21 protein-coding genes and 1 pseudogene are annotated in these 25,645 nt (G+C 48.2%); 13 read left to right on the top strand and 9 right to left on the bottom strand.

Annotated features, from left to right (window positions below; all coding sequences use genetic code 11):
- Nucleotides 1-29: 29 nt before the first annotated feature.
- Complete coding sequence (locus ABWH99_RS19975; protein WP_375583567.1) at nt 30-389, bottom strand: n-acetylglutamate synthase; 360 nt, start codon at nt 387-389, stop codon at nt 30-32.
- A gap of 89 nt (nt 390-478) precedes the next feature.
- Between ABWH99_RS19975 and ABWH99_RS19970 the strand changes: the two genes are divergently transcribed.
- The 9 genes and pseudogenes from ABWH99_RS19970 (at nt 479) to ABWH99_RS19930 (ending at nt 10,479) form a co-directional block, all read left to right on the top strand.
- A complete protein-coding gene (locus ABWH99_RS19970) occupies nt 479-1,288 on the top strand; it encodes an endonuclease/exonuclease/phosphatase family protein (protein WP_375583566.1) in 810 nt (269 codons plus the stop codon).
- Between the two features lie 185 nt (nt 1,289-1,473).
- Nucleotides 1,474-2,464, top strand: a pseudogene (locus ABWH99_RS19965) (glycoside hydrolase family 43 protein).
- A gap of 14 nt (nt 2,465-2,478) precedes the next feature.
- Nucleotides 2,479-3,447 carry a glycosyl hydrolase family 18 protein gene (locus ABWH99_RS19960; protein WP_375583565.1) on the top strand — a complete coding sequence of 323 codons (969 nt, stop codon included), beginning with the start codon at nt 2,479-2,481 and terminating at the stop codon, nt 3,445-3,447.
- A gap of 43 nt (nt 3,448-3,490) precedes the next feature.
- On the top strand, nt 3,491-4,462 hold the full coding sequence (locus tag ABWH99_RS19955; protein ID WP_375583564.1) for a nitrilase family protein: 972 nt from the start codon (nt 3,491-3,493) through the stop codon (nt 4,460-4,462).
- 1 nt (nt 4,463) lies between these two features.
- Nucleotides 4,464-4,880 (top strand): NUDIX hydrolase, encoded by a 417-nt coding sequence (locus ABWH99_RS19950; protein WP_375583563.1) that lies wholly within the window; start codon nt 4,464-4,466, stop codon nt 4,878-4,880.
- 815 nt (nt 4,881-5,695) lie between these two features.
- Nucleotides 5,696-7,030: an aminotransferase class V-fold PLP-dependent enzyme gene (locus ABWH99_RS19945; protein WP_375583562.1), complete on the top strand. Its 1,335-nt coding sequence runs from the start codon at nt 5,696-5,698 to the stop codon at nt 7,028-7,030.
- A complete protein-coding gene (locus ABWH99_RS19940; RefSeq protein ID WP_375583561.1) occupies nt 7,030-7,293 on the top strand; it encodes an FAD-dependent oxidoreductase in 264 nt (87 codons plus the stop codon). Before ABWH99_RS19945 ends, ABWH99_RS19940 begins: the two co-directional genes overlap by 1 nt.
- Before the next feature lie 36 nt (nt 7,294-7,329).
- Nucleotides 7,330-8,451, top strand: coding sequence for a phytoene desaturase family protein (locus ABWH99_RS19935; RefSeq protein WP_375583560.1), 1,122 nt, complete (start codon nt 7,330-7,332; stop codon nt 8,449-8,451).
- A gap of 129 nt (nt 8,452-8,580) precedes the next feature.
- Nucleotides 8,581-10,479 (top strand): ATP-binding protein, encoded by a 1,899-nt coding sequence (locus tag ABWH99_RS19930; RefSeq protein ID WP_375583559.1) that lies wholly within the window; start codon nt 8,581-8,583, stop codon nt 10,477-10,479.
- Nucleotides 10,480-10,517: 38 nt separating this feature from the next.
- Here the strand turns inward: ABWH99_RS19930 and ABWH99_RS19925 are convergent, their stop codons facing one another.
- From ABWH99_RS19925 to ABWH99_RS19915, 3 genes are read right to left on the bottom strand one after another with little or no spacing between them, the layout of a single operon-like run.
- Nucleotides 10,518-11,819: an acetyl-CoA hydrolase/transferase family protein gene (locus tag ABWH99_RS19925; RefSeq protein ID WP_375583558.1), complete on the bottom strand. Its 1,302-nt coding sequence runs from the start codon at nt 11,817-11,819 to the stop codon at nt 10,518-10,520.
- Nucleotides 11,788-14,466, bottom strand: a complete 2,679-nt coding sequence (locus ABWH99_RS19920; protein WP_375583557.1) for a cation-translocating P-type ATPase — start codon at nt 14,464-14,466, stop codon at nt 11,788-11,790. The genes ABWH99_RS19925 and ABWH99_RS19920 overlap by 32 nt, the downstream gene beginning before the upstream one ends.
- The gene (locus ABWH99_RS19915) at nt 14,463-15,542 is read right to left on the bottom strand and encodes a site-2 protease family protein (RefSeq protein ID WP_375583556.1); all 1,080 of its coding nucleotides are present in this window, start codon (nt 15,540-15,542) and stop codon (nt 14,463-14,465) included. Before ABWH99_RS19915 ends, ABWH99_RS19920 begins: the two co-directional genes overlap by 4 nt.
- Before the next feature lie 241 nt (nt 15,543-15,783).
- Between ABWH99_RS19915 and ABWH99_RS19910 the strand changes: the two genes are divergently transcribed.
- From ABWH99_RS19910 to ABWH99_RS19895, 4 genes are read left to right on the top strand one after another with little or no spacing between them, the layout of a single operon-like run.
- On the top strand, nt 15,784-16,200 hold the full coding sequence (locus tag ABWH99_RS19910; RefSeq protein ID WP_375583555.1) for an OsmC family protein: 417 nt from the start codon (nt 15,784-15,786) through the stop codon (nt 16,198-16,200).
- A complete protein-coding gene (locus ABWH99_RS19905; protein WP_375583554.1) occupies nt 16,197-16,436 on the top strand; it encodes a hypothetical protein in 240 nt (79 codons plus the stop codon). The genes ABWH99_RS19910 and ABWH99_RS19905 overlap by 4 nt, the downstream gene beginning before the upstream one ends.
- Before the next feature lie 26 nt (nt 16,437-16,462).
- Complete coding sequence (locus ABWH99_RS19900) at nt 16,463-17,464, top strand: cache domain-containing protein (RefSeq protein ID WP_375583553.1); 1,002 nt, start codon at nt 16,463-16,465, stop codon at nt 17,462-17,464.
- Complete coding sequence (locus tag ABWH99_RS19895; protein ID WP_375583552.1) at nt 17,457-20,363, top strand: ATP-binding protein; 2,907 nt, start codon at nt 17,457-17,459, stop codon at nt 20,361-20,363. Before ABWH99_RS19900 ends, ABWH99_RS19895 begins: the two co-directional genes overlap by 8 nt.
- Here ABWH99_RS19895 and ABWH99_RS19890 read toward each other — a convergent pair.
- From ABWH99_RS19890 to ABWH99_RS19870, 5 genes are all read right to left on the bottom strand, one after another.
- Complete coding sequence (locus tag ABWH99_RS19890) at nt 20,356-21,666, bottom strand: dihydrolipoamide acetyltransferase family protein (protein ID WP_375583551.1); 1,311 nt, start codon at nt 21,664-21,666, stop codon at nt 20,356-20,358. The genes ABWH99_RS19895 and ABWH99_RS19890 overlap by 8 nt on opposite strands.
- 87 nt (nt 21,667-21,753) lie before the next feature.
- Nucleotides 21,754-23,013: a competence/damage-inducible protein A gene (locus tag ABWH99_RS19885; RefSeq protein ID WP_375583550.1), complete on the bottom strand. Its 1,260-nt coding sequence runs from the start codon at nt 23,011-23,013 to the stop codon at nt 21,754-21,756.
- 107 nt (nt 23,014-23,120) lie between these two features.
- The gene (locus tag ABWH99_RS19880) at nt 23,121-23,615 is read right to left on the bottom strand and encodes a dihydrofolate reductase (RefSeq protein ID WP_375583549.1); all 495 of its coding nucleotides are present in this window, start codon (nt 23,613-23,615) and stop codon (nt 23,121-23,123) included.
- Nucleotides 23,616-23,623: 8 nt separating this feature from the next.
- Nucleotides 23,624-24,574, bottom strand: a complete 951-nt coding sequence (locus ABWH99_RS19875; protein ID WP_375583548.1) for a DUF4412 domain-containing protein — start codon at nt 24,572-24,574, stop codon at nt 23,624-23,626.
- A gap of 86 nt (nt 24,575-24,660) precedes the next feature.
- Nucleotides 24,661-25,584: a universal stress protein gene (locus ABWH99_RS19870; RefSeq protein ID WP_375583547.1), complete on the bottom strand. Its 924-nt coding sequence runs from the start codon at nt 25,582-25,584 to the stop codon at nt 24,661-24,663.
- Between the last annotated feature and the right edge of the window lie 61 nt (nt 25,585-25,645).

Here is a 25,645-nt window from a genome sequence, read left to right as displayed (position 1 = left end):
GTAAAACTAATATGCAAAGTCTCTCTAAATTACCATTCCTCCAATACCGATTCCCCCATACTCCGGTCGCCCGAGGTCCACTGCCATTTTTCATAAAGTCTGATTTTTCCATCGGGAAGTATTTCAGGGCTGGATTGGCAGGTACCGGTCATGATTTTCCCGGATAGGTCTACCTGGTGGTAGCTCATGGAAATGGTGCCGTTGCTAGCAACGGTTCCGATCAAATGTCCCAAAAGAATGGATTCGCTACGATACCTGCACCACAGCAGGTGGTCTTTTTGTTGGTAATGAAAAACAATGTCTTCGGATAAGGCACCGTTGCTCGTGGTTTGGACCAATTTAAATTTTTTATCGTGGTAATTGATCATTGTCAAGGCTACCTGTTGCATGAAACCGGCCGGCGAAAAAGCCGGTCGGTAAAAATAAGGGGAATTTTCTATCTTTGAAAAACCTGTTCCAAAAAAGAACCCCTTTCATCATGAATCCATTTTCTTCCCCGCGCCTTTTGTCGGTTTTCCTTTCCGTTTCTTTTTTCGTTTTTGGAGCATTCGCTATTCCGCTGCACGGGCAGCAGCCAACGCAAATCCAGGTACTTTCCTACAATATCCATCATGCCAACCCCCCTTCCAAGCCAGATTCGATTGATCTGCCTGCTATTGCCCGTGTGATTCGTCAAAGTAGTGCCGATCTGGTTGCCTTGCAAGAGGTAGATGTACACACAGAGCGATCGGGAAAAACAGTGCATCAAGCCGAATCCCTGGCCGAGTTGACGGGAATGTATGCGTACTTTTCCTCTTCTATCCCTTTTCAGGGGGGCGAATATGGAAACGCCATTCTATCCCGGTACCCCATCCAAGCCTCGGAGAAAATTTTTCTTTCTACGACAGAAGGTACCGAGCCCCGGGCATTATTGCTTGCCACGATTGGCCTTCCGAACGGAGAAAAAGTCCTGTTTGCAGCTACCCACCTGGATTTTAGTAACCCCGATATTACTGCCCGACAGGCGAGGGATATTATCGAAAAATTAAAAAATCAGCCCATTCCAGTTATCCTTGCAGGCGATTTTAATGCTACTCCCGGGACCGAAGCCATCAATGAGCTGGACCGTCACTTCGAACGGACCTGTTGGGAAGATTGCCCGCCGACCATACCTGTACTTCTTCCGAAAAGGACCATCGATTTTATTTTTTTTAACCGGGAGAAAAACGTCAGGGTGCTCCATCATGAGGTGATTGAGGAGACTTATGCTTCCGATCATTTGCCGGTAAAGGCCGTGCTCGCCTGGTAGGGAACAGACGGAATTTGCTTTTTTTTTCTGTTTTGAGAGGCAAGGCTGCGATTCGTTTGGGGAACTTTTTTTTTACCGGTAAATTCACGCCATCTTTGCAGGTATCGAAAGCGGCAGTTTCGCCGTGCCGTTACGCCAGAGTATCAGTAGATATGCAACGAATATTACAATAGCCACCCCATTTCATGAAAAGCTACTTTGTCCTGCTCGGCTTTTATAGCCTTTCATTCTTATTTTCATGCAGCTCCCGCGGGCCGGTGGAACCCACTTTTTCTGGGAATCCGGTCATCACTGGCTGGTATGCAGACCCTGAAGTAATTGTCTATGGGGATCGCTACTGGATTTATCCAACGTATTCCGACGAGTTTGACCGGCAGGTATTTATGGATGCATTTTCCTCCCCGGATTTGATCGAATGGACCAAGCACGAGCGAATTCTGGATACGGCTGAGGTCAGCTGGGCCAAATATGCCATGTGGGCTCCAGGCGTTATTCAAAAAGGAGATCAATATTTTCTTTTCTTTTCGGCAAATGACGTACACGAAGGGGAGATCGGCGGCATTGGGGTAGCGGTAGCAGACCGCCCGGAGGGCCCATTTAAGGAGATGCTCGGCAAGCCACTGATCAATGAAATCGTAAACGAGGCCCAGCCGATTGATCAATACATCTTCAGGGATACCGATGGGGAGTACTACATGTATTACGGCGGTTGGGGTAGGTGTAACGTAGTCCGTCTCAATGAGGATTTTTCAGGGCTGGTACCTTTCGAGGACGGATCGCTTTTCAAGGAAGTGACCCCGGATGGATACGTTGAGGGTCCCTTCATGTTTATCCGCAATGAAAAATATTATTTTATGTGGTCGGAAGGTAATTGGACGGGTCCTGATTACCGGGTTGCCTATGCGATTTCGGACAGTCCTTTTGGGCCATTTCGAAAAAAAAGGAGTTATTTTACAGCAGGACGAAACCGTGGCCCGGGGAGCGGGGCATCATTCGGTACTTAAAATTCCCGGAGAAGAAACCTATTATATGGTCTATCATCGGCGTCCCCTGGGGGAAACGGACCCCAATCACCGGGTGACCTGCATCGATCGCATGGAATTTGGTCCGGATGGGGAAATAGTACCGGTAACCCTGACCGAAGAGGGAGTCAAACCGCACCCGATAAATCCTTAAATCACCTATCGCTGATGATGCGTTTTCTGTTAGTAGTATTCCCGCTTCTTTTTGCCTGTTCGTTGGGGATAGGCGAAGGAAAAAAAGATCCCGAGCCGGCATTTCGGGTGGTAGGCTACCTCTTTAGCCCCTCAGACTGGAAGGCCGGACTTGAGGCCATTGACTGGAGTTTGTATACGGATGTTTGCCTGGCATTTATCCAACCCGACGAGAACGGGGACTTTGCTCCGAATCCCGTTTACAAAGAAATAGTGAACGCGGCTCATCAACGGGGGGCAAGGGTTTTCGTTTCCATCGGAGGAGGAGAGCCTCCCGAGTACCTGCCAAGCCTGATGCGGGCAGAGAAAAGAGAATACTGGGTGGAGCAACTGGCAGCATTGGTAAGTCGCTATGGGTTTGACGGTGTGGACGTAGACCTTGAAAACGCCCTGATCAACGAAGACTATGCGCCTTTTGTGAAGGTGCTTTCCCATCGGTTGAAGCAAGCCGGAAAACGGATGACAGCGGCCTTGGCCGCATGGAATGGGGATGCCATCCCGGATGAGGTACTTGCCCTCTACGATTGGGTCAATCTCATGTCTTACGACGATACGGGTCCCTGGAACCTCGAGAAGCCGGGCCAACATGCTCCCTTTGAAATGGCTGTTTCGGACATTCGGTATTACCGGGATCAACGGAGAGTACCGGTAGATAAAATAATCCTGGGACTTCCCTTTTACGGATATGGGTTTGGGCCGGGGGCTCCGCCAAACCTTAGGTACCGGCATATTCTGGAGCGGTTTCCCAGCGCATACCTACAAGATAGCCTGGTCATGCCCGAAGGAGGCGTGTTGTATTACAATTCCCCCGCTCTAATCCGTAAAAAGACGCAATTGGCAAAGGAATTGGGTTTAGGGGGCGTGATGGTCTGGCACATACAGGCAGATTCCAACGGAGAAAACTCCCTGAGAAATGCCATCCGTAGCGAACTGGATCAGGAATAGGAAGCAAGCGCTTGCAAACGTTTCTAGAAAACTAGCAGAGAAAATGGAGCGAAAAAGAGATTTAAAAATTGCCGCCGCCCAATTTGAAAACGCGAGCGGGGACAAGGAAAAAAACCTCCAGACCATTGAAAAGCTAAGTCGACAGGCAGCGGCTGCTGGAGCCGATGTGATCGCTTTTCACGAATGTTCAGTCACCGGTTATACCTTTGCCCGAAAACTAGACAAAAAACAGATGTTGGATCTGGCCGAATTTGTCCCGGAGGGTCCCAGTACGAAGAGACTGATCGAAATCGCCGGAAAATATGGCATTACCATCCTGGCAGGGCTATTTGAAAAAGACGGAACGGGGTCGATTTTTAAATGTTACGTTTGTGTGGATGGGGGTGGACTTCGCGCCCGGTATCACAAGCTCCATCCTTTTATCAACCCCCACATCACGCCAGGGTCCTCTTATTGTGTCTTTGAGCTTCATGGCTGGAAATGCGGGATCCTGATTTGCTACGACAACAATATCGTGGAAAATGTGCGGGCAACCAGTCTTTTGGGAGCGGAGGTGATTTTTATGCCGCATGTCACCATGTGCACGCCCTCGACGCGGCCCGGTGCAGGTTTTGTAGACCCCGCTTTGTGGCGCAACCGACACAAAGACCCAACCTCCCTGCGGATAGAGTTTGACGGAATGAAGGGAAGGCAATGGCTGATGAAATGGCTTCCCGCCAGGGCATACGATAACGGTATTTTTGCGGTCTTTTCCAATCCGATCGGGATGGACGACGACCAGCTAAAAAATGGCTGCTCCATGATTCTGGATCCCTTTGGGGACGTCATTGCCGAATGCCGCAAGTTGGACGATGATTTCTGCATTGCCAGCCTTGATCCGGAAAAGCTACATCAGGCAGGTGGCTTTCGGTACAAAAATGCCCGGCGGCCCGATTTGTACCGTGACATCATTGGGAGGGAGCATGCTTCCAAACAAAAAGTGGCCTGGCTTAACGAACACAAAAACGAACAATAAGGTGAAAAATCAGGGTGTACCGGAATGCTTTTACCGGGTGAGTGTAAAGGCATTGGTGCTGGATGCTTCCCAGCGCTTCCTTTTGGTTCAGGAAGACAACGATTGGTGGGAATTACCCGGTGGAGGGCTGGATTTCGGAGAAAGTCCCCAGGAAGGAATACGTAGGGAAATCTGGGAGGAAATGCGCCTGGAAGTGACGCACATCGCTGAGAAGCCCCGGTATTTTTTTACGGTAAAAAACCACAACGAGGTGTTTATCGCCAATGCAGTCTACGAAACAAGGTTGGCTCATCTGGATTTCGTCCCTTCCCCCGAATGCAAAAATGTGCGATTTTTTTCGCCACAGGAGGTGCTGGAGGCGACAAACATGTATCCGAATGTACGTGTTTTCGCTTCCATCTTCGAAAACAATCCTTGAAATGCAAAATCGCGCTCGGCTAAAAATGCGTGATTAGGGAACGGGTGGTGCATGCCAAAACCGCAAACGCCTTTTCTCCCTATGTTCTTTATTTCCCCCCCAAAAGTAACGGTACCCCTAAAAGGATCGTTATTTTTTGGTTCAGATGATCCCTTCCCAGACAGCTAGCCGGGGACATTTCCCGGGTGTTTACGGATGGGGTGGTATAGGAGGAAAGCAAATCGACACGCGCATCCATCCCGATTACTCCAGGCTGCTTTTTCTTAGGGGCAGCCTTTGTACCGACGAGGATACCCCTGGCTGTGGGGGGGCTCTTGCAGGCGAGATTGGAAATTTTCGTTGGGTTCGGAGGGACTTGGTGGTTTCGATGGCTTGTTGAAAGACGTTACAGACGCGATCGATCTAGTTGGCAAAGGGAGGGCGAGAGGTTCGACACCCCTAGCTAGTGGCATCTTCCACATCAACGGGATCAAATCGGGTAAAGACATCGGAATTTTTTATCCAGGCCAACGACCTTGAGTACATCGATGTCCATGCTTGACCTTGGTGTTCACCGGCCAGTTCCGATCGTACGCCCACCAATTAGATGTCTCTCGGTCGGGTCTCGCCAGGTTTTGCCCATCATTAACTTAAATCAAAGAAGGATACCATGTATCGATTTCCCAAGAACGTGCCACCCGCTTATGGAAGGGCAGGTATGAAACCAAAAATTTTTGATTATTTTGCGTACGCTGAAGTACTGGGCACTTCGTCGGCTACCAAAAGGCTTTCAGAAGGGCTGGCATCAAAGAAACCACTAACTAAAATTTATTCAAATGAAATCAACAACCAACAGAAGGAGCTTTTTTAAAAAAGCGGCTGTACTGGCAGGAGCCTTTTCATCCAACAGCCTTTTTGAACAGTTGCATGCCGCCGATATCGAAGCGAAAAACAGGCAATATGCAGGCATGTCTCCGCAAAAAATGGCCGAGAATGAAGATTTTTGGACCACCATTCAGCAGGGATACCCGGCGAGTTCCTCTCCCGTATTGAATCTCAACAACGGGGGCGTTTCACCCAGTCCCCTATTGGTCTTGCAAGCAGTAGATCGCTACAGCCAACTTTCCAATCAGGCTCCTTCTTACTATATGTGGCGTATTTTGGATCAGGGGAGGGAGCCCCTTCGACAAAAGTTGGCGCTTTTAGGGGGCTGTGATCCGGATGAACTCGCGATTAACCGCAATGCTACCGAGGCCTTGAACACCATAATTTACGGACTGGATTTGCAAAAAGGGGACGAGGTGATCGGTTGCAAACAGGATTATCCAAACATGATGCACGCCTGGAAGCAGCGAGAGCAGCGGGAGGGGATTCGATACACCCAGCTGTCCTTTGATTTCCCCATCGAAGACGATGATACCATCGTTGAGGCTTACCGGCGGGCCATCGGCCCTAAAACCAAAATCATACATGTCACGCATGTGATCAACTGGGTGGGGCAAATTATGCCAGTGCGTAAAATATGCCGCATGGCCCACGAAAATGGTCTCGAGGTAATCGTAGACGGGGCACATTCGTTTGGATTACTTAATTTTCGTATTCCGGACTTAGAAGCGGATTATTTTGGCACCAGTTTGCACAAATACCTGTCTGCTCCTATTGGCACGGGTATGATGTGGATCAAGAAAGAGAAGATTTCGAAGGTATGGCCGCTTTTATGCAGTGGAAATCCAAAAAGTGAAGACATCCGAAAATTTGAAAGCCTGGGTACCCGAAGTTTTCCTCTGGAGCAGGGAATAGGGGAGGCAGTTAATTTCCATAATGGTATTGGCGCGGAGCGAAAGGAGGCCCGGGTTCGCTTTCTCAAAAATTACTGGGCGGAACAGGCCTTGGGTATTCCGGGTGTCAACATCCACACGTCTCTTAAACCGGCTTACAGTTGCGCCATCGCAGGGGTCTCCGTCGAGGGGCTTAGCCCGCAGGAACTGGAGCGGCAACTTTTGGGAAAGTACAAGATTCATACCACGCCCATTAGCTACGAAAATATTCAATGTGTTCGGGTATCGCCCCATGTGTATACCCGGCGTCCCGATTTGGATCGGCTGGTAGCGGCGCTTGCCGAACTTGCTGCCGCGCACGGCAGTCAACCATTGGAACAAAAAGGAACCTGATGCCGTCAAAAGAGTACGATGCGATCGTTGTAGGATCTGGCCCCAATGGATTGGCGGCAGCCATCACCCTGCTTGAGCAAGGCCTGCGGGTGCTGCTTATTGAAGGGAAGGAGCAGGTAGGAGGGGGCATGCGGACGCAGGAACTTACCTTACCAGGTTACCGGCACGACGTGTGTTCGGCCATACATCCTTTGGCTGTGTCTGCTCCTTTTTTCCGGCGGCTTCCGTTGGAACAATATGGTCTGCGCCTGGCGCATCCCTAGGTACTTGCGGCCCATCCGCTGGCGGACGGTACGTCGGTGAGCCTGTACCGATCCCTGATTGACACCGCGGCACAGCTGGAAGAAGACGAACAGCAGTACCTGGATTTGATGCAACCCATAGTAGATAATTGGGAGTCTTTGTCACTGGATTTTTTAGGACCGCTGAAATTCCCCAAAAAACCCGTACAATTGGCCTTATTTGGACTCAAGGCCCTGCAACCGGCAACCCGGCTGGCTCGCTCGTTCAAATCCGATCGTACAGCGGCCCTGTTTGCTGGAATGGCCGCGCACGGCATTCAGCCACTTACCAACTGGGCCACATCGGCCATAGCCTTGGTTTTAATGGGCGCCGGCCATGTAGGAGGTTGGCCCGTGATCCAGGGGGGCTCGCAAGGACTGGCGGATGCCTTGTTGGCCTATTTTTTAGACAAAGGAGGCGTTTTTAAAGCCGGTTGGATGGTGGCGGATTTACGGGAACTCCCGGGAGCAAAAGCCGTGCTGTTCGATACCAGCCCTCGGCAGTTGCTGAAAATTGCCGGCAAGGTGTTTTCTCCGCTATATACCTGGCAATTGAACCGGTACCGCTACGGGATGGGCGTGTTTAAGGTTGATTTTGCCCTGGACGGCCCGGTCCCCTGGATTTCAGATTCCGCCAGAATGGCGGGCACCGTGCATTTGGGGGGGACGTTGCCGGAAATCGCCGCGTCCGAAGCGGGCCTTTGGAAGGGCAGGTATTCGGAAAATCCTTACGTTCTGGTGGCCCAACAATCTCTGGCAGACCCGCTCAGGGCTCCCCGGGGAAAGCATACCCTCTGGGCCTACTGCCACGTACCCTCCGGGGGAAATGTGGATATTACTGAGGTCATCATCCGGCAAATTGAAAAGCAGGCGCCCGGATTCAGCAAATTGATCCTCGCAAAAAGATCGATGAACGCCAGCGATTACGAATCCTATAACCCCAATTATATCGGAGGAGATATCAATGTAGGAGTGCAGGATATTTATCAATTGTTCTCGCGACCGGCCCTTCGATTTTCTCCATACCGCAGTTCGGCGAAAGGGATTTACCTCTGTTCCTCGGCTACGCCTCCGGGTGGCGGAGTGCATGGAATGTGTGGCTATCATGCCGCAAACCGGGCGATACGTGATTTATTTTAAATACAAAAAACTGAAATCAAAATACATTTTATTTCCTTAAAAATCATTTTTTAAAATTATATTTGCATAAAATTGTTTTTTTATTACTTTTGGTAAGGAACCATAAGCGCTTTTTGAACGATGCAGGTGATGCATAAAACAATTATCCTGGTATTTTTTGTGTTGCTATTTTCTTCGGCAGCCAGGTCAGGTCATCTTCCTTCCAACGCCTCAATAGAGGTATTGATGGAACAGGTAAAGGCCCTGCAGTACGACAATACAAAAATGGCTTTTTCCCTGCTTTCGGAAGCCAGGGAACGTGCGGGAGTTGATCCCGGCCCACTACTGCTCGCAAAACTGGGCAACCGTGAAGCTACATTGCATTACATTTCTGGTAATTACGATTTGGCGCTGAATCAGTTTATCCTCGCCCGCGAGCACGGAGAGAGAGCGAAGGCACAATCCGAAATTGTCTATGCCTTAAACGGTAGAGCGTTGATCCAAATGGTGGACAAGGAATACCTGGAGGCCCTTCGCTTGCTTCGGGAATGCGTAGAGATCAATTCGGAATTGCAGGATAGTCTGTCACTGGCAAAAAATTTTTTCAATATGGGGATTGCTCATGATGAGATGGGACAATCGGATCAATCATTGGGTCACTTGAAGCAGGCCCAGGCCTATCTGAGCGCCGATAGCCTTACCGTATTACACCTAATGGTCAAAAACAGAATGGCCAAGGTATACCATAAAACCGGCAAAAGGCAACAAGCAGCTGCTCTCTACCGCGAAGTACTGGCGACAAAATCCATACTTACCAACTGGGAGAAGTCATTCGCTCTTGCTGGCCTGGCCGAACTCAAACTGGAACAGGGAGAGGTAGCGGATGCACTGAATTTTGGTAACCAAGCACTGGCCCATGCGGAAATTCACGGAGCTCAGTGGGATTTGCAGCAAATCACCGGGCTACTGAGCCGAATTTACCAGCAACTGGGGAAGCATGAACTGGCTTTTTTTCATTTAAAGGCGCACAAGGCCTACAGCGATAGCCTGTATAACGACGCGAGAAACAGGCAAATGGCCCGCATGGAATTAGCGGTGGCAAAGGCGGACAACGAACGTTTGCGGGTAGAAAAGGAACGGGATCAGGCCTTGATACAGCATCATTATAAATGGATGGGGTTTTTGGTGCTGATTGTCGTTTTTTTAGGCGGAATTCTTTACTTTTTTCATAAAAATTTGCGCTTAAAAAACAAATTCACCCGCTTTTTAGCCAAAAAGAATAAAGCAATCCTGGAGCAGAAAGAGATCATTTCACGTCAAAACCGGGCATTAATGGAGGTCAATGGTACACGCACAAAGATCCTATCGATTATTTCCCATGATCTGAGATCTCCGATCAATGGACTGAAGCAACTACTGGACATTCGTAAGAAAAAACTATTGACAGTAGAGGAAGAAGAAGAGGTGGTGTCCTTGCTATCGCATCAGATCCAGCAGACCGAATCGTTTCTTAACGATTTGTTGCAATGGGCCAATACTCAAATGGATGGCATGGTTGCCCAACCGGGAAACGTGAACGTCGTCGAGGTGGTAAATACGGTGCTGGAACATCTGGACTACCAGCTCAAATCAAAATTTCTGGTCGTCAAACACGTTTGGGGACCGACGAACCAACATTTTGCCTGGGTAGATACTCACCACCTTAAAATCATCCTGCAGAACCTCCTGGGAAACGCCATCAAATTCACGCCTGAATACGGGAAAATACGTGTTTTCTATACGCTGACGCCTACCAATATCGCCTGCCACATTGAAGATTCCGGTACTGGCATCAACGAAGCCCAGCAGGAACTGATCAACGGGCAAGAGGATGCACGGATCCCGTCCATGGTGGGCACAAGCAATGAGAAAGGCACTGGCCTGGGCCTACTTTTGGTGAAGCAATTTCTGGCGTTAAATGGGGCCAAAATGGATGTGGCCAGCATTCCGGGCCTGGGCACCCGGTTTACCCTTCATTTTCAGCGAAAACCGGAGGAAAAGCAAGGCTAAAACCAGCCGGGGGAAGGGCAGTACATCCCGTATGCCTTTTATCGGAGCGGATAAACAAAACTGCCAAAACGCTGGTAAATGGCTTTTTCCAATTCCTCCTGATGCTCTGGAGCAGCAATTTTCTTCAGCTCGTGCGCCCGTTGCCGCAGATTTTTTCCATAGAGGTAAGCAGCGCCGAATTCGGTCACAACGTAATGCACGTGGGCCCGGGTGGTAACTACCCCTGCCCCTTCTTTCAGGAAAGGAACGATTTTGGATTTCCCTTTTTTCGTACTTGCCCGTAAGGCCATGATGGGTTTGCCGTCATTGGATAAAGCGGCTCCTCTCATAAAGTCCATCTGGCCCCCCACGCCCGAATACTGGTAGCTACCGATGGAGTCGGCACAAACTTGCCCCGTCAGGTCGATTTCAACACAGGAGTTGATGGAGACCACCTTGGGGTTTTTTCGTATCACCGAGGTATCGTTAACATACGCCGCCTCGTGAAACGAAAAGGCCGGATTGTCGTGAATGCTGTCGTACAGTTTTTGGGTACCAATCACGAAGGAGGACACGACCTTCCCTGGGTGTTTTTTCTTAAATTTATTCGTGATCACCCCTTTATCAAACAGATCGATGACGCCGTCGGAAAACATTTCGGTGTGGATACCGAGGTCTTTGTGGTTGCCCAGGGACTGCAGTACGGCATCCGGAATACCTCCGATACCTAGCTGCAGGGTAGCGCCGTCGTCAATCATTTCCGCAATGTACTTACCGATTTTATAGTCGGCTTCGTCGAGTTTGGCGGCATAGTTGACCTGTGGTAGGGGCTCATCTACCGCAATGACCCGGTCGATCTTGCTGATGTGAATTTGCCCGTCGCCCAGGGTCCGGGGCATTTGTTGATTGATTTGGGCAATGATGTATCTGGCTGTATCGACTGCCGGGCGGGCGACGTCCACCGAAGTGCCCAGGGAGCAATACCCGTGCCGGTCTGGAGGAGAGACCTGCACCATTGCCACGTCTATCGGAAGGATGTTTTTTCGAAATAGTCTCCCTATTTCGCTCAAAAAAATGGGTACGTAGCCGCCTTGTTCGCTGTTCACGGCCTGTCGTACAGTTTCTGAGACGAAAAGCGAATTGATATAAAAACTCCCTTTGCAGGATGGTTCGGCCAGAGGCATGTCGCCCAGCGTGGTGATGGAAACAATTTCTACGTTTTCCAACTCCTCCTTTCTATTTGCAAGGGCATGAACGAGCACCGAGGGTGTCGCGGCACTGCCGTGGACAAATACACGCTGGTGACTCTTGACTAATTGGACTGCCTCCTCAGGACTTACTACTTGAAAATCCGGTTTCATACGATGTAGCGATTAGTTTATACATTTCAGTCACCCAAAATACCAGGGAAGAAATAGCTGCCCAGCCGAAAAATTCCCACACAGATAGGGGTTGAAATTTAAACAAGCCGGCCAGCGCAGGAACTTCAATGATGAGCACCTGAATGGTGATGGATACAACCAGGGCGTAATTTACCCACTTATTGCTGAACAGACCAACCTTAAAAGCAGAACCTTTTAGGTTTCGCATGTTGAAAACATTAAATAGCTGCGAAAAGCCCATGACGATGAAGACAACGGTACGCGCTTTTTCGATACCAGCGGGCAGGTAGTGGTGGAAAGCCACTAGTGCCATGGATGTCATCAAAATGGTGTTCAATAGCAAAAACGGGACGATTTCCCGGTTGATGATGTTTTCCTTAGCGGATGCAGGGGCGACATGCAACTCGTTACCTCTCCCCCTTTCAGTAGCCAGTGCTTTGTCGCAAAACCCGTCTGTAATCAAGTTAATCCATAGGATTTGCGTCGCTGTTAGTGGCATGGCGTATCCCATACCGATGGCCACAATGAGGGTAATGATTTCCGCAAAATTCGTGGTGACGAGAAAAAAACTGGTTCTTCTGGCATTATTGAACACGATTCTTCCCTGTTCTACTGCCCGTACGATGCTGGCAAAGTTGTCGTCTGCAAGTACCACCAGTGAGGCTTCTCTGGCCACGTCGGTGCCCATCATTCCCATGGAAATGCCCACATTGGCCTGCCGCAAGGCAGGGGCATCGTTCACCCCATCTCCCGTCATGGCCACCAACTCGCCCTTCGCCTGCAGGGATTCAGCGATTCGGACTTTCATCATGGGACTTAATCTGGAAAAGACATCCACTTCCTGAATTGCCCGGTCGAATTCCTCTGCGCTTAATTGCTGCAGCTCAGCGTCTGTGAGCACCCGTTCCCGGCCAGGAAGCACGATTCCGACTTGTTTGCCGATGGCGAGGGCAGTTTGCGAATGGTCTCCAGTGGCCATGATTACCCGAATTCCGGCCTGATGGCAACCTTTTACCGCATGGTACACTTCCGGTCGGGGTGGATCGACCATGGCCGCCAATCCACAAAAGACCCAGTCCTGGTCTGAAAAGTCTTTGGCAGCCTTCGCATCCGTAGTTTGTAAAGCCAGGGCTAATACGCGAAAACTACCTTTTGACCATTGATCCAGTTTTTTTTTCACACGAATCCGTTGATTTTCCGAAAAATCGAAAACACCATCCTTGGCCTGAAAACGGCTGGATTTCTCCAATAGTTTTTCCGGCGCACCGATTATAAACCGGACGTGTTTTCCCGATTTTTCGACCAGGGTAGAGCGGAATTTCTCCACAGTGCTAAACGGTTCTTCCTCTAAAACGGGGAGGTTTTTTTCAAATCCAGCTTTTCCGGCGAGAACAGCAAAGGCCGCCTCGGTAGGATCTCCACTTACTTGTAGCTGGCCTTTTTCGTCCAGCGAAAGTGATGCCTGCTGGCAATGTGCCGCAATCTCCAATAGGGGAGGCAATGCAGCTATGTCGGCCTCATCTCCGGAAAACTCTCCGGTTCTATCCCAACCGTCTCCACTGACTTCTACCTCCGACCCACCTACCTGCCAAAGTTTTTTGATGGTCATGGTATTTTGGGTAAGGGTGCCTGTTTTGTCCGTGACAATCGTGCTGACGGATCCCAGGCTTTCGGTGGCGGCGATTTCCCGAATGATGGCATTTTTTTTCGACATTCGGTAAGAGCCAATCGCCAACACGATGGACAATACCGCAGGTAATCCTTCGGGAATCGCCGAAACAAGGGCAGCCAGGGAGATTAGCAGGAGTTCATCTATCGGGATTTTTTGGAAGAAGTACCCCACCAAGAAGAGTAAAAGCGCACTGCCAATGGATAAGAGTGCCATCTGCCGGGCGAGTTTATTGGATTTATTCTGGAAATTTGATGCCTTCTTTGGGATGGATTTCAAGCTGTTTGCGATCTTTCCAAGCTGGGTCGAAGCGCCGGTAGCTACTACCCAGGCCAATGCGCTCCCCCCCGATACAAAGGTGCCTTTCCATACCATATTGGTTCGGTCTCCAATCGGACTGTTTTCGGGACATGGTTCAGTGGTTTTTTCGATCGGTACCGACTCGCCGGTCAGGGATGCTTCCATGGTTCGGGCATTGTGGTTCTGAAACAGGTAACCGTCTGCAGGGATCAGGTCCCCCTCACTGAGGCGCATGACATCCCCAGGAACCAGATCTTTGGAGGAGATTGTGATAAGTTTGCCTTCCCGAATGACCGTGCATTGGGGTCGCAGCAGTCCTTTCAGGGCGCGAACGGCATTCTCAGCCTTGTATTCCTGAACAAATCCAATGGTGATGTTTAGTACCACGATGGCCAGAATTACATATACATCCACCCGATGTCCGGTCAGAAAAGAGATAAGTGCCGCAAGCAGCAGAATGTACACCATGAGGTTGTGTACCTGTCGTAAGAGGATGTACCAAAAGGATCTTTCTTTTGTATCGGGGATTTCGTTTTTTCCAAAAACCCGTCGTAATTCTTCAACTTGCTTTGGGTTTAAACCGGATTCGGTCGTTTGGAGGATTTCTTTGATTTCCTCGGGCGCAAATTGGTGAGGGCTTTCAGGGATTTGGATCATTGATTCATGGCATTTTTTACCATGATAAACTCTGATATGTTTTCCTGATCCACGATTCCGAGAAAATGCTGTGCTTCGTAAACCAAGGCTACTTTTTTGCCAGAAGAGGCCATTTTTTTGAATGCCTCCTGCAGGGCTAGCGAGGTTTCCAGCTTTAACGGATCGGTGTCAAAAACCGATTCTATGCTGCTGCCTGGACTTCCCTGCTGCAAGCCACGAACAATCCCCTCCCGGCTAAGTGTGCCTATGGGGCTATCCTCCTTTACCACCACAAAATGGGTAGCCTGTCCATCCAGGAGTTTATCGATCGCTTTCTGCAAGGGAGCATCGAAAGCCAGTAGGGGGAACTTTCGCATGAGCACATCAGCCACCGTATAGCCCTCCAGAAATGACTGTTGTTTGGTTTGGTTTACTTCCGCCTGGGCGCCCAGAAAAATAAATATTCCGATCAGCACCAACACCGGATTATTGAAAAGTCCGAAGAAAACAAATGCGATGGCCATTACCTGACCAATGCCTCCGGCAATCTCCGTAGCTTTAATTCGCGGCATCCGGGTGGACAACAAGGCCCGTAATACACGTCCCCCATCCATCGGAAAGGCAGGCAAAAGATTAAATAAGGCCAGAAAAAGGTTGGCAGATGCTAAAAAAAGCCAGATACTGTTTCCATCCAGCCGTGGCTCTTCCAACAGATTTACATCAAAGCCAGTGAAGGAAATCAGAACAGCCAGCAAGAAAAACAATGCGATGTTGACCATTGGTCCGGCAATTGCCACTTTCAATTCTTGCCGCGGCTCCTCGGGTAATTTTTCCAGTCTTGCCAAACCGCCAATCGGAAGCAAGATGATATCCCGGGTTTGAATACCGTATCGTTGCGCGGTAAGCGCGTGCCCAAATTCATGCAAAATCACACAGACAAAAATCAGTACCACGAAAAGAAGGGTCCACCAGGTATCGGCCCAGGGAATTCCGGAGCGCATGTTGGAAAGAATGATCCACACCAAAAGCAGCGAGAACGTCCAATGAATGAATACCTTGATGCCACTGTACTTTCCTAAATAGAGCGAGAATTTCATGGTGCTGCGGGGAATTTGGGAATTGCCAATACTTCGAATTTGCCTGGTGTAAAAATAGGGCTTTGGTGGTACTTTGCAAATGCTCTTGGGTAAAGAAATGGGAAAAGAATCTCCGCAGACCTGAAAAAAGGCAGCAAAAAATGTATCCGGACGCATGCGTATTTTCCGTGCTTCGCCGAACCATTTACCGTAAAGCTAAGTTATTGTCAATTAACCAAATTTTATTATTTTCGGTCCAAACATGAGTAAAAAGCAGATTACCCTTCGAATGATTGCTGATCACGAATACGAATCAGTAAATGCAACCGGAAACAAGCTTCGGATTGATATGTACGATGGAAGTGAAAAAAAGCACCAATCCCCGATGGAGCTGTTGCTTTCCGGATTGGCAGGTTGCTCCGCCGTTGATGCGGTGCAGATGATGAAAAAAAAGCGGAGAGAGGTAAGGGATTTTAAAATAGAAGCAGAGGGTACCCGTAGCGACGGCATTCCTTCGTTTTATACATCCATACACCTGCATTTTGTTTTGACCTCTCCCGACGCTACCCAAAAAGAGTTTGAAAAGGTGGTTAAGCTGGCTGTAGATAAGTATTGCTCGGTAGCGTCGTCCCTCAAATCTGAAATTCACCATACCGCGGAGGTAATCCGTCCGACATGAGAGTTATCAGCAATGCGACAAAAGATGGGATCAATATCACCCTTTTTGATTGGAATAATAAGTATTTGCTAAAATTTGAAGTCGGCGGCATGGAGCAGACGTTCAAGATAGCGGCATTGGATATTACCGAGGAGAGTGATTTGGACGAATTGATGAAAGGGATTTTTTTCGATCAGGTAAAAGAAAGATTCCATGATATGAATCAGGCCCTTCTAAATGCGATGGAAAATTTCTAACTTTGTATATATTTAATTATTCAAAGATGAAATATCTATTTTTTATAGTCTTTTCCATTTTATTGTTTTCAGTTGCCTGTCAATCGGATTCTGGTAGCGAGGAATTGTATCATTTACAGATGTTGGATTCGGTGATTCGAAAGGTTGAGGCAGATTTATTACCCCTGGAGGCCGATATTTTTGCCCTGGCACGTTTTTCTTCTTCTCTTTTTCAGAAATCGGACAGCTTGATTTCCAAGGTAGACAAAAGCAAGTTTTTCACCGATGAGAATGGTTTTTTCTACAACCCGAATGAGTCCGGGATGGAAAGTACGGTTTTTATTTCCTTAACTTCGGAAGACAAAGAACGCGCCAGGAGGGAGGTATTCACGACGGAGCCCATGGACGAGGCTTTTCGGGGAATTGTAGCGCAGCGTGAGATGGTCTGTCAGGTGTATTTTAATGCAGCCAGTAATTTCAGCAGGTTGTATCCCCCCTATGACCTGCTGAATTCCATCGACCCCGCACTGGATGTGACAGCGTTTAATTTTTACTACCAGGCCGATCAGGAGCGCAACCCCAGCAAAGACGCTGTTTGGCTGGAAGAGGTATACATTGACCCGGTAGGCAGGGGCTGGATACTCTCGCTGGTTCATCCGGTATATTTCGGCGACGAGTTGAAGGGGGTTTTAGGGTTTGATATTACTTTGTCGGATTTGATGAACGCGTTTTTGGAAAAATCCAATAAGAAACTGATGCTGGTGGACAGTCAGGGGACCATCGTGGCAGGAAAGGCGGAGGCCATTGAGGCATTGAGTATGCCTCCGTTAAAAAACCATGCTTATTTGCAGACCATCCATTCGGACAACTTCCGAAAGGAGGACTTTAATCTATTTAAGAGTAAAAGCAAGGAGGTGCGTAGGATGGGTTCCAAATTTCTATTGGAAAAGGAAAACTACCATAGTTTCGAGTTGGGAGGTCGGTTGTTTGAAGCCTATTGCAAGCGGATGAATCTAATGGGTTGGTATTTATTGGATATTCATGACTAAGAAGCACGCAAATAAAGTGGGTAAAAACAGAAGGGAAGCGAAGCGGTTTTGGTGGCTTATAGGTTTGAGTATCGGTGCCATTTTATTTACCGTCAGCCTGGCATTTTTGTTTTATCGGTCCTTATCGGAAAACCTTGTTGAAAACCGGAAGGTATTTTTAAACAAACAAGTAGAATTGGCAGCAAACGAGGCGCAACGGAACCTGAACAACCTGTACGAAGATTTGATTTTTTATGCCAATACTCAGGAAAGATCCGGGAATAACCTCGATCTGCCGCCGGAACCCATCCTGGATGAAGCCAGGATACGGCGATTATTGAATAACTATATCAACCTGATCGATACACTGATCGTCGAAAAGGGCGAGTTAAGAAAAGCGTATCGTGTTTCAGAAGCCAACTATTTCTCGATTACAGAGCCCGGCAGGTCGATTGATTCGGATTCCTGCCGGTTTTGCTTTCGGGTAAAATCGGACAAGGGTAACGTAGCGCTGCTGGCCAAACTAAACCTGGGGCGGTATTTTTCCAGGCATTTGGTGAATTATTACCTGGGGCCGAATACGACGAAACTGGTGTATTTTGAAGAGAACTTTTTCCAATTGGTGGACGACGCCATGCAAAAGCCGGTCTCCCTGGAACCCAGGCTGCGCGAAACCGTAGAGCGTGAAGTAAGGGGAGGGTTGCGCGGGCAATACGAAGGCTTATTGGAAGTTTCGGGAGAGCTTGGAAGCCAGGAAAGTCTTCTGATTCAGTACCCGTTCACGCTGTTTCGCCTGGACTTAAAAAGCCCCATCGCTTTTGTATTTACCCAGGATAAATCTACGGTCGTATCGGGTCTGTTTGCGAATTACTTTTATCTATTTCTTTCACTTTTCGCCCTGCTGTTATTGGTGGTTTTTTTCCTGTCAAAGTATTTCAGAGTCACCAGCGAAAACAACCAGTTGTTGGAAAAAAAATCACGGGACCTGGATCAGTTATTAAAGCAGCAGACCATGTTGTTGCAGCAGTCCAGGGGTTTTATCTATTACCAAAACGAACACCTGAGCCTGTATCAGGTTAGCGATAACGTGACAGAAGTATTGGGCTATTCTCCGAAAGAGTTTCTATCCCTATCGGTGGAGGAATGGATGTCTGAGGATACCGGCGCTTTCCTGGCGACAAAAAAAGACGCCATCGCTGCAAAGGAGGATTTCTACTATTACGAATCCAATTCCAACCAAAAGCAAGGGAACCCCATTCGGGTCAAAATATTCGAAAAGCTCATCTACGATGCTGAAGGTGGATTTTCCGGTGCGGTTGGAATTTGTACCGATATCAACGACAAATACATCGCCGATCAGGAATTGATACGAAGCGAGAACCGCTTGCGCTCGGTGCTGAATAGTTTACCGGACACGATTTTTATTTACAATAACAAGGGTGATTTTTTGGACTATTACGTGCATAACGACGAACTCCTACTCGAGCCTCCGCAAAATGCACTGGGAAAAAACCTTAGCGAGATGCTGACGGGGGAGTCCGGAGAGCGGGCAATGCGTGCCTTCAAACGGTCAGTAATGACCGGTAAAATGCAAACCGAAGAATTGGATTTGTTGCTGGAAGTTGGAAGAAGGTATTTTGAGGTACGGTTTTTTAAATTGGATGACAAACGGATGATGTCTGTCGCCCGGGATATCACCGGCCCCAAACTTTGGGAAAAGGGCTTGCGGGAAGCGAAAGAGGCTGCCGAAATCGCCAATAAAGAAAAGTCGAACTTCCTGGCCAATATGAGCCATGAAATCAGAACACCACTAAATGGCCTTCTTGGCATTACCGGGTTGCTAAACAAGACCTCACTGACCGAGGAACAGCACGAATTACTGTCGATTATTGGTGATTCGGGAGAATCACTCCTTCATATCGTGAACGACATTCTGGATTACTCGAAGATTGAAGCAGGCAAGATGGAGCTGAATCCGATGCTATTTAAATTAAAGCCGGAAATGGAGCGCATCATCAATGTTTTTTCGGGGATGGCCCAAGAGAAATCTTTATCCATCCGCCTGCACATCGACGAATCACTGCCGGAGGTAGTCGTTTTGGATAAGGAGAAATTGACGCAGATATTTTTTAATATCATCGGAAATGCTGTCAAATACTCCAAAAAGAACGGCGAGATCTCAGTTTTCCTGAAAGGCGAAAAATTATTCTCGAATAACCTGATTCTCCACTGTGCGGTGGAAGATAACGGGGTAGGCATCGACCAGGACAAACTGCCAGAATTGTTAAAACCCTTTACCCAGGCCGGCGCCGCATCCAACGGAGAATACAAAGGTACGGGTTTGGGTCTGGCAATTGCCAACAAGCTTATCGAATTGATGGGTGGTGTATTGCAGGTCGAAAGCGAACTGGGCGTGGGGTCCACCTTCTCGTTTACCTTGATCTCCTACATCAATGGGAAAGAGATCGAGACGGATTCCGTAGCCCCGGCCGGTGTCAAGGAAACCCTGAGATTTGAAAACATTAGCGCAGATTATCCACTGGATCTCTTGATCGTCGAAGATAACGAAATCAACCTTAAGTTCATGGGGATGCTTTTGGGACAAATGGGCTATGAACCCGATGTGGCCTTGAACGGAATAGAGGCCATTGCTTGCGTGGAGCAGAAGAAATACGACCTGATTTTTATGGACAATCAAATGCCGGGAATGAACGGCATGGATGCGACCAAAGCCATACGAACCATGCCTAACGGCAAGTCAGTAACCATCGTGGGACTATCGGCCAGTGTATTCAAAGAGGATGTGGAGCACGCCCTTTCCATAGGAATGAACGAGTACCTTACAAAGCCCGTCAAAATTCAACAAATCGTCAATACGATTAAATCCTGCGCCTTGATGACCACCAAGGCCACTAGATAGTGGTGTCCATATCAAAGTCCTCCAGGTAATCCGCTACTCGTTTTACAAACATTCCGCCCAAGGCGCCGTCGATAACCCGGTGGTCGTAGGAATGGGACAATATCATTTTGTGCCGGATGGCGATCATGTCTCCGGTGGGAGTTTCCACCACGGCGGGTTTCTTGGTGATCGTGCCTACAGCCAGGATGGCTACCTGGGGTTGTACGATGATCGGGGTACCCATGATGTTTCCAAAAGAACCGATATTGGAAAGGGTATAGGTGCCACCTTTAAGCTCCTCCGCATTCAGTTTGTTTTCCCGCGCCCGCTTTGCCAGGTCATTGATTTTTTTGGATAGTTCAGTCAGCGTGAACCGGTCCGCCTGGCGGATTACCGGCACGATCAGATTCCCGTTCGCAAGGGCTACTGCGATCCCGATGTTGATGTTCTTCTTTTTTATGATCCGATCCCCTTCCACCGATATATTAATCATCGGAAAATCCTTTAACGCTTTCGCTATCGCCATTACGAAGAAAGGGGTATACGTAAGGGATTCGCCTTCCTTTTTTCGAAACCTATCTTTGACATTGTTTCGAAAGAGCACGACTCCGGTGAGGTCAGCTTCTACAAACGAGGTGACGTGTGCCGAAATATTTTTAGAGTCCAGCATGCGTTGAGAAATCATTTTACGCATCCGGTCCATTTCAATGATTTCATCGTCCGCATCGCTAATTGGAATAGGATCGTCGATCGCTGACGTCTTCGGCTCATCCATTTTCCTCTTTGCCACATACGCCAGGATGTCGTCTTTGGTCACTCGCCCATCCTTTCCGGTTCCTGGCAGGCTAGCCAATTCTGCGGAACCGATGTTTTCCGTTTTGGCGATACTTAGCACCAAGGGAGAATAAAACTTTTTCCCTGTGATTTTTTCCCGTTCTTTTTTCGAAACTGCTCCCAGAATAAGGGAAGTGTAGGCAGGAATCTCCGGAATCGTTTCGGTTTTTTCGAGCGCAGATTGGCGGTCACGCGTCGTAGCAGCTGCGGTCGAAGTGGCCTCGGTAGGCTCCTCAGTGAGGTCGCTACTAACAGTTTCGATCAGCGCAATTGGCTTTCCCACCTCCACGACCTCGCCTTCCCGGGCCAGGATGGATTTAAGGATGCCGGCATGGGTGGCAGGGACTTCCGTATCCACTTTGTCCGTGGCTACCTCCAGAACGGACTCGTCCTGTTCGATTAGGTCCCCTTCTTTTTTTAACCAGGAAAGGATTGTGCCCTCCATTATGCTTTCCCCCATCTTGGGCATCACCATTTCTACCGTTGCCATACTGCTTCTCTAAAATCTTTTTTAATTTGCCTTTGAATATAAAACTAAAATTTAGGAACTGCTTTGCAAAAGGAAAGCCTTTAAATTTTATTCGGCTTCCTTTAAAATGGTCTGCCTTAACAGATTTAGCGCAGCGATTGCCGTTAGGTGAATGTTTACCGTTCGGTCCTGGGTGAGTTGCAGTTTTCTCGTAACGTAGCGGCTTCCATCGTGACAGGCAATCCATACCAAACCTACCGGTTTTTCGGCGGTACCGCCTCCCGGACCCGCGATGCCACTAGAGGACAGGCCATAGCTGGCCGAGAATTTCTCTCGGACCTGCCTTGCCATTTCGATAACCGTTGCTTCGCTCACGGCGCCCTCACGGGCCAAAACCTCTCCGGAAACGCCCAAAACCTCCTCTTTGTAGGCATTGTGATAGGGAATCATTCCACCGTTGAAGTAGTTGCTGGAGCCTGCAATCCCTGTTATGAGGTGAGAAATATAGCCTCCGGTACAGCTTTCGGCAAGTGCAAGCGTTTCCTTACGTTGGGTCAACAAATGCCCGATTGCTACGGGCAGTGTTTCCTGATTGTACCCATAAATGTATTGGGGAATAAGCGGTTTCAGCCGCTCAATTTGCTCCTCTACTTCTCTGACAATGCGATCCTGTTCGGTACCAAACCCGGTGAGTCGAAGTTTTACTTCTCCCAGGGAAGGCAGATAGGCCAGTCGGATGTGGTCAGGAAGCTTATCTGCCCAGTCCGAAATCTTATCGGAAAGCCAGCTTTCGCCGATGCCAACAGTTCGGATCAATTTGTGGTAAATCACGGGCAACTGATAGGCTTTTTTCAGCCGGGGGATAACTTCATGCTCCATCAGGTATTTCATCTCATGGGGCACGCCCGGCATGGACATCCAGATTTTACCAGCTTCTTCAAACCACATGCCTGGAGCGGTTCCCACGGCATTGCGGATGTAGGTGCAGTTGGAGGGCAGGTAAGCCTGTCCCCGATTGGTGACAGTTAATTCCCTTCCCCTGCTTTGAAATAGCTTACGGACATCTTCCAGGGCGTCCGGGAATAGGATCAGGTCGCTTTTAAAGTACTTGGCAAGGAGCTGTTTGGTTAAGTCATCCTTGGTCGGGCCCAAGCCGCCAGTCATCAGGATAATGTCTGCCCTGCGAGAGGCGGCATTAAACGCCTCCAGCAAGGATTTTTCCTCGTCACCTACGGTGGTCCTACGGACCACCCGGATGCCTATTTTATCCATTTCTTCACTGAGCCACTTGCTGTTGGTATCCATTATTTGCCCATAAAGTAGTTCGTCACCTATGGAAATAATTTCTGCATTTACAGATTGATGCATAAGGAGGGGGTATCGTTTATGGGCCAAAAATAAAAAGTTTCCGCATAGGGATATGGATTTGTTTTCAAAATTTATTCCCGGCCAGGTTTATCGGGACTGCTAAGGCACTATTTTCGTTTGTAGGTAACGAAGGTATGGGTGTAGGGGTTTTTTTCGCTTTTCTCTACCCTGATTTTATCTACGACCTTCCAGTCTTCCGGATCAAATGTAGGAAAAAAAGTGTCGGCTTCTGGTTGGGTTTCTATTTCTGTAATGATCATTTCGTCTGCCTGGGGGAGGGCTTCCCGGTAAATCTCTGCACCACCCAACACAAATACCCGTTTCACACCCTCCGAGTCGGCTATGGATAATGCCTCGTCCAGGTTGTGGGCAACGAAGTGCCCGTCAGGTACCTCAAACTCAGGGTTTCGGGTCACCACGATGTGCGTTCTTCCGGGAAGGGGTTTTCCCAGGGAAACAAAGGTCTTTCGCCCCATGATGACGTGGTGGCCGGAGGTGGTACGTTTAAAATGACTAAGATCCGAAGGCAGGTGCCAGGGCAAATCTCCGTCAATCCCTATCGCGTTATTGGCAGCCCTGGCTACAATAATTGAAACAACCATTCAAAAAATTAATTTTCGCTTCTCATGACATTGGGATAATCCGCCAATTCAAAACGATTGGGTTGCTTCGTATCAATTTCAATCATTTTCATTTGCGAACTGCTTTTATCTTCCGTGCTGGAAAAATCCATTTCAAGGATATTTCCTTTCGGTAGATTATTAAAATACTCCCGGTTTTCTTCTTTCATTTTTTTGGTGATCAAGGGGCTGTTTTTGCTCCAAAAGGACTCCAATCCCGCAATCGGTTCCTGGCTGATCCAGTAGGTGCCCTCGGAATCTTCACTGGCGACCCGGTATTCTTCACAGGTGTAACCCAGTATGTCCTTCGTGTTTCCGGTTTTCTCAAACGTGATATTCGAAGCATCAAACGATTCCATTTCAGTGCTGGGATCGGATTCCACTGCTTCCATCATGCCTCCCCAGTCGATGGAAAATGCCATGCTGGATTTTTCTTCGTCGTTTTCCATGAGCATGACCGTTGCTTTGTTTTTATGGTCCATGATGATCACGGATTTTTCAGTGGATTTTTTGTTTTCGTTGTCGATGTACTCCATTCCAAAGTAGTCTGGATTTTCAGAAAGAAGCGAATTGAAGACGATGGGTTCGTTGGTTTTTCCATTTTCGTCGGTGCTTTGTATCTCCATGACGGCAACCCCGGAAAATTCGTAAGCACTTTCCGTTTCCACGTTCATGTTGATCGAACGCATGATTTTGCTGTAATCGTACGTTTCTCCCGGAGCACCCCCTTCCACTTCCCCCAGATCGCCGTAAAGATTGCTAAATGCTTTCTCCAATTGCCGCTGAGTGGCTTTCGCTACTTCTTTTTCAACCGTTCGCTCAACCGCGCGGGCTACGCCCTCGGAAGCTGCATTTTTCAACCTTTTCAGAAGCTGAGCCTGGACATTCAGGCCGATTAGTGAAAGGATCAGAAACAATGAAAAAGAGACTAGGAATTTCATAATTGAAAGTGATTTTGATTACGAGATTAAAGTTATGAAATATATTTTTAAAGTCCTAAACAATGTTTTTCTGTATGTGAAAGGGACTATATCTCTAAAATGTACTCAAGGATACCTGCATTTTTTCCTTTGGGACGGGTTACGAGTAGGGGTACTTTGTCGTTCATCTGAATCAGGCGTTCGGCCAGACTGCCGATAAAAAGAGCCGTTGCGGCCGTTCTGCCTTTGGCCCCAATGATGATGATGTCCGCTTTTATTTCCAACGCCTTTTGGATGATGTCCTCTACCGGATCATCGTCCTGATCTTTGGTATAAAGCGGTTTGATTTTTATGGACTTGGTGTCGATTTTCCGGATAAATTTTTTGTAATTTATTTCTGCATTTTCCAACATGATCTGGCTAAACTCCTCGTAGGATTTCCCTGTAAAATGATAACCTGACGGTACCGCATACACGTTTTGACAAACGATCTCTAATTTTCGCTCGCTTTTTTCGGCAATTTCGATTGCTTCTTCCAGCGCGTCTTTTGAGTAATCCGAGAAATCACTGGGTACCAGGATTTTTTTGATTTTAGGCTGGCAATTTTCGGGAACGATCAATAGGGAACAAGAGGCCCGTCTTGCCAGGCGCTGGGATACCACCCCCGATCCGGGGATAGAAGTTTTTCTTCCAACGAGAATCATGTCTGCCGATTTTTCATTGGCAAGCTTTAATATTTTTTTCGACAGCTGCCCTTCCTTGACAATATAGGAGCTGCTCAACGAAAGATCCGGGTCGAAATGTTCCGATACAACCCGTTTCATTTCGTCCTTTCTTTCTTCTACCATGTTGCTAATTAGATTGGGAAACTCGGCGAGGATATCCTTCGGAATTGACAGGTTTCGAATCACATTGGTGAAGTAAATCTTTTTCGATTGGTTGGCCCTAGCGATAAATGCGGCAAATTTCACCAGAGTTTTGTCCATCTCGGTTTGGTCCAGACAAACAATGATTTTTTTGATTTGATACATTCCTTTTGGTTAACTAAATGAATTCCTTCGGATTAAGCCGTTACAGTCACGCTCCTGGTTT

This window comes from Cyclobacterium xiamenense (genome assembly GCF_042140265.1).
Classification (GTDB): domain Bacteria; phylum Bacteroidota; class Bacteroidia; order Cytophagales; family Cyclobacteriaceae; genus Cyclobacterium; species Cyclobacterium xiamenense_A.
Note: the sequence above shows the minus strand (reverse complement) of the source record. Positions and strands in the feature narration are given on the sequence as shown.

What these genes read in the sequence shown, in the direction of transcription:
- ABWH99_RS19870 (WP_375583547.1), bottom strand. Translation starts at nt 25,584, where the DNA reads ATGTATCAAATCAAAAAAATCATTGTTTGTCTGGACCAAACCGAGATG.
- ABWH99_RS19905 (WP_375583554.1), top strand. Translation starts at nt 16,197, where the DNA reads ATGAGAGTTATCAGCAATGCGACAAAAGATGGGATCAATATCACCCTT.
- ABWH99_RS19945 (WP_375583562.1), top strand. Translation starts at nt 5,696, where the DNA reads ATGAAATCAACAACCAACAGAAGGAGCTTTTTTAAAAAAGCGGCTGTA.
- ABWH99_RS19940 (WP_375583561.1), top strand. Translation starts at nt 7,030, where the DNA reads ATGCCGTCAAAAGAGTACGATGCGATCGTTGTAGGATCTGGCCCCAAT.
- ABWH99_RS19975 (WP_375583567.1), bottom strand. Translation starts at nt 389, where the DNA reads ATGCAACAGGTAGCCTTGACAATGATCAATTACCACGATAAAAAATTT.
- ABWH99_RS19900 (WP_375583553.1), top strand. Translation starts at nt 16,463, where the DNA reads ATGAAATATCTATTTTTTATAGTCTTTTCCATTTTATTGTTTTCAGTT.
- ABWH99_RS19955 (WP_375583564.1), top strand. Translation starts at nt 3,491, where the DNA reads ATGGAGCGAAAAAGAGATTTAAAAATTGCCGCCGCCCAATTTGAAAAC.
- ABWH99_RS19915 (WP_375583556.1), bottom strand. Translation starts at nt 15,542, where the DNA reads ATGAAATTCTCGCTCTATTTAGGAAAGTACAGTGGCATCAAGGTATTC.
- ABWH99_RS19885 (WP_375583550.1), bottom strand. Translation starts at nt 23,013, where the DNA reads ATGCATCAATCTGTAAATGCAGAAATTATTTCCATAGGTGACGAACTA.
- ABWH99_RS19890 (WP_375583551.1), bottom strand. Translation starts at nt 21,666, where the DNA reads ATGGCAACGGTAGAAATGGTGATGCCCAAGATGGGGGAAAGCATAATG.
- ABWH99_RS19920 (WP_375583557.1), bottom strand. Translation starts at nt 14,466, where the DNA reads ATGATCCAAATCCCTGAAAGCCCTCACCAATTTGCGCCCGAGGAAATC.
- ABWH99_RS19925 (WP_375583558.1), bottom strand. Translation starts at nt 11,819, where the DNA reads ATGAAACCGGATTTTCAAGTAGTAAGTCCTGAGGAGGCAGTCCAATTA.
- ABWH99_RS19875 (WP_375583548.1), bottom strand. Translation starts at nt 24,574, where the DNA reads ATGAAATTCCTAGTCTCTTTTTCATTGTTTCTGATCCTTTCACTAATC.
- ABWH99_RS19960 (WP_375583565.1), top strand. Translation starts at nt 2,479, where the DNA reads ATGATGCGTTTTCTGTTAGTAGTATTCCCGCTTCTTTTTGCCTGTTCG.
- ABWH99_RS19910 (WP_375583555.1), top strand. Translation starts at nt 15,784, where the DNA reads ATGAGTAAAAAGCAGATTACCCTTCGAATGATTGCTGATCACGAATAC.
- ABWH99_RS19895 (WP_375583552.1), top strand. Translation starts at nt 17,457, where the DNA reads ATGACTAAGAAGCACGCAAATAAAGTGGGTAAAAACAGAAGGGAAGCG.
- ABWH99_RS19930 (WP_375583559.1), top strand. Translation starts at nt 8,581, where the DNA reads ATGCATAAAACAATTATCCTGGTATTTTTTGTGTTGCTATTTTCTTCG.
- ABWH99_RS19970 (WP_375583566.1), top strand. Translation starts at nt 479, where the DNA reads ATGAATCCATTTTCTTCCCCGCGCCTTTTGTCGGTTTTCCTTTCCGTT.
- ABWH99_RS19880 (WP_375583549.1), bottom strand. Translation starts at nt 23,615, where the DNA reads ATGGTTGTTTCAATTATTGTAGCCAGGGCTGCCAATAACGCGATAGGG.